We start from the raw sequence: 11,693 nt of genomic DNA, 5'->3' as shown, positions 1-11,693 counted from the left end.
GCGGGGCTACCGGTAGACCGTCGCCGTCCCGGCGTCGCGGATGGCCCCGGACAGGTTGCCGGTGAGGTTGTTGCCCGGCCCCACGACCGTCGCCGTGCAACCCGCCGAGGCGATGTTCAGCCCGTACCGCTGGGTCCTGACGGCCTGGGAGTCGGTGGCCACGTTGCCGGTGACCACGTTGCCGGCGCAGGGCACCGCCGTCGCCGTGGTGATCCGGATGCCGTCGCGGCCGGCGGTGTCGTCGGCGCTGTTGGTGACCTGGTTGTCGACGAGGTGGTTGTCGTTGCCGCCGTCGACGTTGATGCCGGCCTGGCCGGCCTGGTCGATCCGGTTACCGCTGACGACGTTGTGGTCGGCGGTCTTGTTGGGCTGGTCGGCGGTCGGCGAGGAGCGGTTGATCTGCACCCCGTGCCCGCCCACGTCGGTGATCACGCAGCCGGTGACGGTGTCCCCGCTGGTGGCCAGCAGCTCGATGCCGTCGCTGGCGGTGCCGCTGACCTGGCAGTCGCGCACCGTGTTGCCCATCGAGGTCCAGGTTTGGTTCTTGCCGTCGAAGACGATGCCCCGCCCCCGCGACGCGGTCACCCGCACCCGCTCGACCAGCATGTTGTTGCCGTCGTCGAAGTCGAGGGCGTCGCTGGTGGTGCGCGGCGGGCCGCCGGCCGACACGGTGAGGTCGCGGACCACCCCGCCGTCCATCCCCTTGGTGTTGAACGGCTCCGTGTCCGCCGCAGCGGAGCTGGAGTTGCGGATCAGCGTCAGGTCCATCCCCGCCCCGGCGAAGGTGACGTTGCGCAGGCCCTCCAGCTTGAAGTACTCCGTGCCCAGGTCGAACGTGCCGGCGGTGAACGCGATCGTGCCGCCGCCGAGCCGGTTCACGTCCGCTGCCGCGCTCTCCACCACACTCTTGAGGCTGCCGGTCCAGGTCTGCCCCGTCACCTCGGACACCGCGCTGTAGGTGGTGGCCCCGACGCGGCTGATCGTGTATGGCGACGGGTTCGGCGGCGCGGGGACGATCAGTTGCGGCCGGCGGGTCCCGACGCCCTCGCGGCTGGTGAGCCGGAAGCCGGTGTCGTTGCTCGTGCTGAGCGCCAGGGTCACCGGCCCGTCCCCGGTGACCAGCGACGACACGTCGACGGAGAGCCAGGTGTCGGCGGCGGTCGGGCCGCTGCTGGCGACGACGGGGCCGATCGGCGGGGCGTTCTGGTAGGTCAGCGTGTCCTCCCGCCAGTCGTCGGCGGAGACGCCGTGCACGCTGAGCCCGGTGCTGCTCGCGGTCTCGGCGTACAGCCGCAGCACCGCCGACGGCTCGTCGCCCGCGCCGGTCACGTCGAAGCGCAGGTACGCGACCTGGCGCGGCGATCCGTCGACCCGCAGCGAGACGGCCGTGCCGTCGTTGCGGGTCGGACGGGCGGCATCCACGGTGGCGTCGGCCACGGGGGTCTGGGTCGCCGCCGCGGCCGGCGCGGCGGGCCCCGCCAGGGCCGCGCCGGCCAGCAGCAGGACCGCCGCCACGCGGCCCGCAGTCCTCCGGTGTTCACTTGTCATGTCTCCTCCAGCCCCATCCACGAGGTCGGGGCGGCGCCCGGGTGGGGCACCGCCCCGTCAGCTGTCCACGGGCGCCTCCACGTCGTGGTCGGCGCCGCGCTGCGCCGGTGGCACCGCGCCGTCCGGCGAGCGCCGGCGACGGAGGAACACCCACAGCGGCAGCAGCGCGAGTACGCCGCCGCTGGCCACCACGGCGCCCCAGGCGGGCAGGCCCCAGTGGTCGTCGTGCTCCTGCTGGCTGTCCATCGCCACGTCGTGGTCGATGTCGACGCCCAGCAGATCCGCCAGCACCTCCAGGTATCTCGCGCCGAACCGCTCGCTCGGTTCGACATGGGTGTTCTCGCTGAACTCGTTCCAACTGATCACGCCGAGCGCGTCGGGTTGGGACAGCCGTGCCGCGGCGAAGGACGCCCGCAACGTCTCGCCGTCGCGGCGGTCCACCTCCCGCTGCCCGCCGAGTTGACGGCCGTCGTACCCGGGGGCGACCGGGGCGATCCACAGCCCGCCGTGCAGGTGCACGGCCCGGGACATCGCCGCCAGCCGGTCCCGGGTGCGGCCGCCGACCGGGTCCGCCGACGACCAGTAGTACGCGTGGCCGTCGAGCGCCGTGCCGTACGTCGCCACCTCCTCGGTGGACTTGGCGGCGCCGAGGACCAGCAGCCGCTGCCGTGCGGCGCGGACGGTGTCGGCGACCTCGGTGGCGGTGAACCGGTCGCTGCCGTTCCAGACGACCACCGGCTTGTCGAAGACGTCGAAGACCGGGTCGGCGGCGTACCGGTCGGCGAAGAGGTCGAGGTCGGCGCGGACGGTGGCCAGGGGCAGGGGCTTGCGGCTGAAGTCGAGCCCCTGGTAGACGATGCCGAGCCGGAAGTCCTCCGCCCAGGCCACCTCGACCAGCCTGGCCAGCCGGTCGTCGAGCTGCGGGGTGTGCTTCCAGGAGACCAGGAAGCCGGTCATCCCGGCCGCCCTGGCCATCCGCACGTGCCGCCGCATGATCTCGGTGTCGTCGCTGGAGTAGCGCCCGAGCTGCGGATAGTCGATCTTCGCCCGATTCCAGGAGGTCGGGTTGAACCAGATGTAGTAGTGGGCGAGCACGGGCACCGGGGCGGCGGCGGACGGGGCCGGCGCGGGGCCGCCCGCCGCCCGGGCGGGCCGCGACGCGACCACGCCGACGACGGCGGCCACCAGCAGCACCGCCAGGACGGACCCGAGCCCGAGCCGCAGCGGCCGCCGCCACCGGCCGGTCCGCTGGTGCGCCGGGCGCGCCCGGCGGGGCAGCGGGATCCGCAGTCGCCGCCGCAGCGCCGGCCGGCCCACCAGGACCAGGCCGACGGCCACCCCGAGCACGCCGCACACCACCAGGGCCAGGTCGACGGCGCTGATCACGCTGAGCGTCACCTGCTGGTCGCGGCTGATGCTCACCGGCCGACCGAAGGAGACCCCGCCGCCCAGCACGGTCACCGTGTAGGTGCCCCGGGGCAGGTCGGGCACCAGGACGGTGCCGTCGGCGGCGAACGGCAGCCGCTGCACGCGCCCGTCGGCGCGGGTGAGCCGGATGCCGTCGCCGGCCCGCTGGGCGAAGAACATGTCGTCGGCGGTGAAGGACACCTTGAAGAAGAGCAGCTCGATCAACCAGTCCTGGCGTTCCCACGGGACGAACTTGTGGCCGGCCCGGTTCACCACCGAGGTGCCGTCGACCATGACGGTGTCGACCACGTAGTAGAGCTGCTTGGAGGCCAGGCCCCGGGGGCCCTGCTGGGTGCGGCTCTCGGCGACCCAGAGCGGCCGGGCCAGGTCCGCCCCGGTCAGCTCGATCACCTCGCCGGTGTTGCTGCGCAGCCGCATCTCGGTCACCCGGTCGACCGGGACCGGCGCGCCGTCGCGGTCGGCGTAGCGCCACGTGACGCGACGCTGCGTGCGCAGCCCCACCTCCACGGTGCGGCTGTGCACCCCGTGGTCGAGGCTGCCCCGGAACCGGTCGAGCAGCACCCGGCGGTCGGGGCTCACCTCGGTGGGCACCACCGTGAACCGCTGGTCCAGGCCGGTGAAGTTGCGCACCCGCACGCGCAGCCGCCCCTGGGGGTCGGAGCGGGCCGTGTTGCCGTCGACGGTGACGACCACCCCCTTGATCGGCGGCACCAGCTGGATCTTCAACGTGCCGGGCAGCGCGGACGCGGGCGCGGCCACGGCGGGGGCCGGCAGGAGCAGCACCGCCAGCACGCCGAGCAGCAGCGGCAGCAGCCGCCGGGCGGTCACCGGTGCCTCCGCCGGCCGCGCAGCGCCGCCGCCGCGACCAGCGCCGCGACCAGGCCGACCGCGACGGCGTACGACGCGTAGACCGGCCGGGGGTCGGGGCGGTGCACCGCCACCGGCACCCGCTCGGCGCTGAGCAGCACGCCGGGGCGCGGCGGCGCGGCGAAGTCGAACGCGCCCAGGAACGTCTGCGCCTTCGCGTCCCGGCTGGCCAGCGGCTTCACCCCCCAGTTGACCTCGATGAACTTCAGGGCGGAGGTGAAGTCGAGGGTGGTCGAGTCGACGTACCCCCGGCGGGCGTACGGGCTGACCAGCAGCGCCGGCACGCGGAAGCCGTAGCCGTAGCGGTCGACCTGCGGCGGGGTGACGTGGTCGTACCAGCCGCCCCAGTCGTCGTAGGACCACAGGAACGCCGAGGACGACCAGTCCGGGGAGCGCACCAGCTGGGTGAGCAGCGCCCGGACGAGGTTCTGGCCGGATCCGATGTTGCCGGGCGGGTGTTCGCTGTTGCCGGCCGGGGCGATGAAGGACACGGCGGGCAGGTCGCCCCGGGCGGCGTCGGTGTAGTACTCGTCCAGGTCGACGATCTTGCTGGACAGCCGGGGGTCGTCGACGTAGCGGGCGTACGCGAGCAGGGGCACCCAGATCACCTGCGCGCCCCGGTCGATGTTCTCCTCCTCCACCCGGGACCGGAAGGTGATCGTCGGGTCGTAGTTCTGCACGTAGAACTTCCAGCTGATCCCGGCCGCCTCCAGCCGGTCGAAGATGGTGGGGATGTCCCCCCAGCCCTGCGCCGGGATGGTCTCGGCCTTGCCGGCGGCGCCCGGCCCGCCGGTCACCCGGTACATGTGGTTGCGGATGCTGCCGGAGTTGGAGGAGCTGAAGAAGCGGTCGAACAGCACGTACTCGTCGGCGATGTTCCAGTAGTAGGGCAGGTCCCGCTCGTCGTAGTAGGCCACCGCCATCCGGCCGTCCTTGCCCTGCTTGCTGACCCCCTCGACGAAGCCGTCCATCCGGCCGCCGTTGTACTGGACACGGAACGCCTCGGCGGAGTGATCCAGGTCGATCGCGCCGAGCTTGCCGATGTGGAACGGGGTGACGCAGGGCTCCGGCACGCCCCGCTGCACCGGCATGCAGACGTCCTTCGGGTACCCGTCGACGCCGGGCCGGGTGCCGAAGTAGTTGTCGAAGGTGTGGTTCTCCTGCATGAGGAAGACGAAGTGCTCGACGGGCGTGGTCGTGCGGGGGGACGGGGCCGGCGCGCCGGGGGCCGGGGCTGACGCGCTCGGGGTCGGCGCGGGTCGGGCCAGCGCCGCCGCCGGGCAGGCCGACAGGGCCAGGCCCGCCAGCGCCACCACGAGCGACGTCCGGCGGGCCCACCGCGGCACGGCGGCGGACGGCGGGACAGGGGTCGGACGGATCATGGACGCACCTCGTAGACGACCACCACGGGCACCGGCGTCACACGACCCGAGGCGCCGGGAGCCCCGACGTACTCGGTGTGCACGACCCGGCCGTGGTACCGGCGGACGAGCGTCATCAGCCGGTCGGCGAAGAAGGGGGACCGCCGCGCGGAGAACGAGTCCCACACGACGTAGTGCAGATTGTTGTTGCGCAGCCACCCGTCCGGGTTGTTCAGCGGCACGTAGGACGGGTTGCGGTGCAGCGGGTTCGGGCTCACCGACAGGCCGTAGCTCTGCCGCTGGCTGTAGAACCGCACGATGTTCGACATCGAGGGGCCGAGGGTGAGGATCACCGAGCCCTCCGGGGTGTGCTCGGTGATCCAGCGCCCCGCCTCCCGGCCGCCCGGCACGCCGCCGGAGCCGGCGAGGAACGTCGAGCTGCCCTGGTGGCTCACCGCGTCCCAGGACGACGCCGCCAGGGTCGAGGCGACCAGGGCGACGGCGGCCAGCCGGACCAGCCGGCCGGCCCGGGCCGGCACCGGGCGGGCGGGACCGCCCCGCCCGGGCCAGCGCAGCCGCGTCGGCACCGGCAGCAGGACCAGGGCCCGCGCGGCGAGCAGCACCACCGGCACCGCCACCGGCAACAGGTACTGGAAGCCCTTGACCGGCCAGAGCTGGAAGAACACCACCGGCACGGCGATCCACGACAGCAGCAGCGTCTCCCGCCAACCGTTGCGCCTGCGGGCCCACCAGAGGCCGCCCGCCGCGGCGACGAGCAGCAGCACGCCCATCGCCGTCGGCACGTTCTCCAGGTAGAACGACATGGGATGGTTGGGCCGGCGGAACAGCTGCCACACCAGGTAGTTGCGGCCGCTGTTCGACCCACCGGCGAGGGCCTGGGAGACGGGGTGCGCCGCGAAGACGACGGCGAGCACCGGCAGGGCCAGCAGGGTGGCCCGCACCGGCCGCCGCACGCGCGGGGTCAACGCCAGGAACGCGTAGACGCTGCCGGCCAGCACGACGCTGGTCTCCTTCGCCAGCATGGTGAGCCCGAGCATCCCGGCGGTGGCCAGATACCAGGCCAGCTCCTGCCGCTGGACGTAGCGGACCATGCAGTAGAGCGTCAGCGTGCTGAGCAGCACCATCGGCCCGTCCAGCAGGATCTGCCGGGTCACGATCACGTGGTACGGCATGACCGCGAGCAGCAGCGCGGCGAGCAACCCGACCCGGCGGCCGTAGAGACGCGCCCCGAGCGGGTACACCGCCAGGACGGTGAGCACCCCGATCGCCGCGACGACCCACCGGCCGCCCATGCCCACCTCGCCGACGCGCAGCAGCGGGGACAGCAGCGCCTGGAACAGCATCGGGTGCGCCCGGAACACCGGGAACAGGTCGGCGTAGCCGGGGTTACCGGCCAGGGAGGCGGCCTGCCCCGCGTACACCACCTCGTCGCTGTTGAAGCCGAAGAGGTCGATCCGCCAGGACCGGACGAGCAGGGCCAGCCCGCCGATCGCGGTCAGCGCGGCGGCCACCGCCCACCGGCGGCGGGTCAGCGCCGGCAGCCACGCCGCCGGCGGCGGGATCCGGCGGCGGGCCGGGTCGTCCGGGTGGTCCCGGCGCTGGCCCGGCACGACGGCCGTGACCGCGTCCGGCTGGCTCACGCGGGCTCCCCGGCGACCGTCAGGTCCCCGCTCCAGCGCGGCCACGCCTGGGCGGGCACGACGCGGGTCGACGCCGGCCCGCGCTCGCCGCGCAGCAGCCGGGGGATGTCGTCGGCCCAGCCGAACCGGTCGGAGACGAGCACCCGGCTGCGGACGTGCGACAGGAACCCGGCCAGGATCTCCCGCTCCCGCAGGCGCAGCTCCGGGTAGTGCAGGCCGTCGATGGCCAGCGACGGCGCGAGATACCGGAAGGGCGGGAAGCCGTACGCGTCGTCGGTGTTGCGGATCATCCGGGTGACCGTCTCGTCGTGGTCGAGTTCGCTCATCGCGGGCCGCCCGCGCTCGATGACGAAGAGCTCCTCGACCCGGGTCGTGGTGCCGATGCGGCACGGCACCAGCCGGTCGACGCTGTACTTCGGCGGCGGCACCAGCAGCTGGGTGACGGCGTTGATGCCCATGATCGGCAGGTTGAACCGGGCGAGGGTCAGCGCCAGCGACCGGCCGCCCTTGGAGTGCAGCCGGCTCTGCCACTGCAACCGCCGCCACTCCCGGGGCGTCAGGTCCTGCGCCTGCACGGCCCGCAGGGTGTGCGCGCTGATGGTCAGCGGCTTCGGGAAGCAGGTCGCGGTGCCGTCGGGCCGCACGATCGTCATGTCGTCGGAGAGGAACAGCCCGCCGTGGTCGCGCAGCAGCCGCAGCACCGTGGCGGTCTTGCCGGTGTCGGTGAGCGCGGAGAGCATCACCCCGACCCCGTCGAGGGTCACGCAGGCCGAGTGCAGCAGCATGTGGCCCCGGGCGACCATCACGAACCGCAGCAACGCCTCGACGATGTTCGTGTAGACCACGTGCGGGGACCGGGCCAGCAGCGGGCCCACCTGGATCTCGATGGGCGAGCCGAGCTGGATGCGGAAGTTCGCGCCCAGGCGCCCGAGCTGCTCCTCGTAGCGCAGCACCGACCGATCGGCGTACTGGGTCATCGCGGCGCGGCGTTGCGGGCCGCGCCCGCCGACGTCGCTGACCCGCACCGCGATGTCCACGTCGGCGTCGGCGACCCACTGGGCCCGGAAGAACTCCAGCTCGGGCAGCATGATCTGGGACCCGATCGTCACCACCCCGGCCACGTCGTAGCGGTACTTGAGGTACTGGTAGCGATGGCGCGACGGCGGGGTGACCGTCTCGGCGGCGCCGGAGGCGATCAGCAGCCGGACCGGGTCGCGCCGGCCCCGGTCCAGCGCCGCGTAGATGACCTGGTCGTTGACGAGGAAACGGACCAGGAACAGCGCCGCCAGGGTGGCCGCGTTCGCCACCAGCACCCCGACGCCCGCGAACACCAGGGCCTGCAGCACGGGCAGCCGCAGCAGCAGCAGGACGTTGTTGAGCAGGAAGAACCGCACCGCCCGGGCGGGCAGGGAACCGACCCGGGTGCGCCGGTAGATGAGGTTGTCCACCAGCAGGAAGTTCCACGAGGTCGACAGCTGGGTGGCCAGCGCCGCGCCCAGGAGGTGGTGCAGCCTGGCGGGTTCGTAGAAGAACCAGAGCGCCGCCGTGTTCACCACCATCCCGGAGAGCCCGACCAGCCCGAAGCAGACCATCCGGACGAGCTGGCGCACCCGGTCGGCCGGGGTACGCGGGCGACGCCGGATCTGCCCGACCAGCCGCCGGCCGCGCAGCCGCGACAGGTGCCGCACGAACGTCACCCCCTCCCGCAGGGACGCCTTGGACCGGCCCTCGTGCCGGGGCGCCATCTCGTACGCGACCTCGGCCACCCGGGCGCCGGGGTGCCGCACCAGCAGCTCCAGCAGCACCTTGAAGCCGAGCGGGTTCATCCGGTCCAGCCGCACGGCCGCGCGCCGAAACGCGAAGAGGCCGCTCATCGGGTCGCTCACCGTCGCCAGCCGGCGCGGGAACATCGCCTTCACCAGCCGGGTGGCCGCCGACGAGGTGGCCTCCCGCAGCGGGCCGTCCAGGCCGGCGCTGGAGCCCCGGCCGGCGTACCGGGTGCCGATCACGACGTCGACGTCGTGCCGCATGGCGACCGCCGCGAGCGTCGCGGCCGACTCCGGCGGATGCTGCAGGTCCGCGTCCATGACCAGGACCCACTCGCCGAGGGCGTGCCGGGCACCCAGCAGGACGGCCCCGCCGAGGCCGCCGGTCCGCGCCTCCGGCGGCCTGTGCAGCAGCCGTACGGGCACCGGGGCCTCGGCGGACGCCGCGGCGATCACCCCGTCGGTGCCGTCGTCGCTGTCGTCGACGAACAACAGCTCCGCCCGCAGGGGCGCCAGCAGCGGGGCGAGGCGCCCCATCAGCACGGGGATGTTCTCCGCCTCGTTGCGGGTCGGCACGATGACGGTCAGCCGGGGCGGTGGCGCGTCGTCCGGGGCGCGCAGCTCGCGTGGCCGCGGCACCGACTCTTCTCCGACGGCCTGCCGTGCGCGGGCGTCCGGCCCGTGTCCGATCATGGGTAACCTCTCCAGCCTCCGGTTCCCGAGCAGCCCGGAGCCATTCACAGTCATTGGGAGAAACGGCAGAAGAGCGCAGGAATGCGATTCACGTACGCGGTGCGACGCCGACGGAATTCGTCGACTCATAAGTTCACTCGGGTACGGCAGAGGCTATGGGAAATGGCCGGGAAAGGTCCAACGCCTGAACAGTCGGCAAATTGACATAGCCATTATGCGCAGGGAGATGTCCGGTACACGAAAGCCGAGCGAACGATAAAGGCCGAACAATGACGTCCCTTATTCGTGCGACCACTTCCGACCCACTCGACCTGCCGCAACTTCCACAGAAATGCCGCGACGCCGAATGGGAAAAGAATTCCCTTTCGGCGTCGCGACTCACGGCGGGATGCGGTGCCCGGATCGCGGCGACCCGGGCGCGGAGACGGTCAGCGGGGGGCCGCCACCCCCGCGCCCGGCCCGCCGACACCGATCCCCGCCCTCGACGGCAGCTGATCGTGCAGGTCGCTGATGAAGTCGGACCGGCCGGCACCGCTCCAGTCGCACCACGTACCCGCCGGTGCGGGGCTTCGGCAGCCCCGGGAACTCTCGATCGCGGTCCCCTCGCCCCACTCGTTGTAACTCGTCACCAACTGCCAGGGCGCCCCCGAGGCGTTCATCCGGGCCAGCCCCGCCCGCCAGCGCGCCCGGTCCCGGGACAGGAACGGCGCCTGCCCGTACGGCGATCCGGCCTTCCAGAAGCCGGGCGAAACGGTGTACGAGCCCTCACCGGGGGCACCGCTGAAGTCGTGTTCCGCCCGGGCCGGACCGTACTGGTGCCACCCCGCCACCCGCGCCGTCGCGGGACAGCCCGCGTAGCCGGGAAAGACCTTCAGGTTGACGAGGACCGTCTCCCCGAACCGCCGCTGGAGCGACGACTGGGCCTGCGCCCAGCGGTCCACCGTGGCGCAGCCCTGCGCGGTCGTCAGGTCACCGGCGTTGTACACGAAGACGGGCATGCCCCGGTCGGGCAGCACGGCCAGCGCCGAGCCCTGCCCGCCGTAGGTGGCCCGAAGGTAGTGCAGGTCGTCGGCGATCCGCTCGGGCGTCGGGTCGGACGTGCCCTCCGGCTCGTAGTAGGGCGCCCAGCCGAACCCGGTGCCCTGCGCGGCCCGGACCATCGCCGGCCAGTGCCGGTCCGTCACCGTGCCCCGGCCGAACCACGACGCGACACCCATCGTGATCCCGCCGTACCGCATGTCCGCGACCTGGGCCCGCACCACCGACTCCTCGACGGTGTACCGGCCCCGCGCCGGCACGTAGTTGGTGAACGGGTCCAGGCCCTGCTGCCGCCAGGCCTCCGGAAACCACGGATAGTAGAACGCCGCCCTGATCACCGTCGGCGCCCGCACCACCAGGCGGAAGACGACGGTGTGCCGGGCCGCCCCGCCGGCACCGGCGACCACCACGTCGTACGTGCCGGCGCGGGTGGACACCGAGGTCAGCACGGTCAGCACGGCCGACCCGCCGGCGCGGAGCACCGCCGGCTCCACGGTCGCGGCCGTCCCCTCGGGCAGGCCGCCCACCGTGAGGGAGACCGGCTGCGCCGCCCCGGTCGTGACCGCCGTCCGCACCGTGGCCTGGACCAGGTTCCCGGCCACCGCCGAGGCCGATCCGGGCACCACGGCCAGGGAGAAGTCGTCGCCGGCAGCCGGGCGGGACACTGTGCTGCCCGCATCCGACCGGACCGGCTCAGCCGGTCGCGCCGGACCGGCGGCGAACTGGCCGCACGCGACGAGACCTACGACCAGCACCGCGGCACATGACATCAGCCCGCTCCCGCCGACGTGGGGTCGACCAGGCTGCGACCCGTCATCAGACAGAACGCAGCAGACCGACGAACGCAACTGCCCACCGGCCGAAGGAAGGGCCCCTTGTTAACGCTTCTGTATAGGAGGGGCCCCTTCCTAACACTCGGTTGCCCGGGGGCGGAGACGCTGCCGGCCGGGCCCCTGTTGTCGGGGCCCGGCCGGTGGCGCTATGCGATCGGTCAGCTGTTGTTCCAGTGTTGGGTGACGAGGTCGGCGGCCTGCTGTTCCCACTGGGCGTAGGCGTCGGGGTAGGCGGAGACCTGGACGGTCTGGGCGGCGTCGGTCAGGGGCATGTCCTGCCAGCCGTCGACCTGTCGGAGGCCCTTGAGGAACGCTGTGGTCGCGTACTGCGGGTCGGTGATCTGCTCCGGCGAACCCCAGCCGCTGGACGGGCGCTGCTGGAACAGGCCGAGGGAGTCGTGGTCGTTGCGGTCGCCGAGGTGACCCAGGTTGTGCAGCTTCGACTCCTGCAGGGCGGTGCCGATGGAGATGACGGCGGCGCGTTCGTCGAGGCCGGTC

General features: G+C 73.0%; 6 protein-coding genes and 1 pseudogene. All 7 read right to left on the bottom strand.

Translation table 11 applies throughout. From position 1 onward, the window contains the following. Positions 1–6 precede the first annotated feature (6 nt). Positions 7–1,515 (bottom strand): CBM96 family carbohydrate-binding protein, encoded by a 1,509-nt coding sequence (locus GA0070558_RS24040; RefSeq protein ID WP_176734355.1) that lies wholly within the window; start codon positions 1,513–1,515, stop codon positions 7–9. Between the two features lie 90 nt (positions 1,516–1,605). Then, positions 1,606–3,804 (bottom strand): glycoside hydrolase family 71/99 protein, encoded by a 2,199-nt coding sequence (locus tag GA0070558_RS24035; RefSeq protein ID WP_091283836.1) that lies wholly within the window; start codon positions 3,802–3,804, stop codon positions 1,606–1,608. Continuing rightward, entirely contained in the window at positions 3,801–5,225 is a 1,425-nt protein-coding gene (locus tag GA0070558_RS24030) for a phospholipase C (RefSeq protein WP_091283835.1), read from the bottom strand. Before GA0070558_RS24030 ends, GA0070558_RS24035 begins: the two co-directional genes overlap by 4 nt. Continuing rightward, the gene (locus GA0070558_RS24025; RefSeq protein WP_141722303.1) at positions 5,222–6,865 is read right to left on the bottom strand and encodes a glycosyltransferase family 39 protein; all 1,644 of its coding nucleotides are present in this window, start codon (positions 6,863–6,865) and stop codon (positions 5,222–5,224) included. The genes GA0070558_RS24030 and GA0070558_RS24025 overlap by 4 nt, the downstream gene beginning before the upstream one ends. Next, positions 6,862–9,270, bottom strand: coding sequence for a glycosyltransferase (locus GA0070558_RS24020; protein WP_176734354.1), 2,409 nt, complete (start codon positions 9,268–9,270; stop codon positions 6,862–6,864). The genes GA0070558_RS24025 and GA0070558_RS24020 overlap by 4 nt, the downstream gene beginning before the upstream one ends. Before the next feature lie 482 nt (positions 9,271–9,752). After that, positions 9,753–11,027 (bottom strand): glycoside hydrolase family 71/99 protein, encoded by a 1,275-nt coding sequence (locus tag GA0070558_RS24015; RefSeq protein ID WP_091283829.1) that lies wholly within the window; start codon positions 11,025–11,027, stop codon positions 9,753–9,755. A gap of 326 nt (positions 11,028–11,353) precedes the next feature. Continuing rightward, positions 11,354–11,693, bottom strand: a pseudogene (locus GA0070558_RS24010) (hypothetical protein); the annotation flags it as partial.

Origin of the sequence: Micromonospora haikouensis, from assembly GCF_900091595.1 — a bacterium.
GTDB lineage: Bacteria > Actinomycetota > Actinomycetes > Mycobacteriales > Micromonosporaceae > Micromonospora > Micromonospora haikouensis.
Note: the sequence above shows the minus strand (reverse complement) of the source record. Positions and strands in the feature narration are given on the sequence as shown.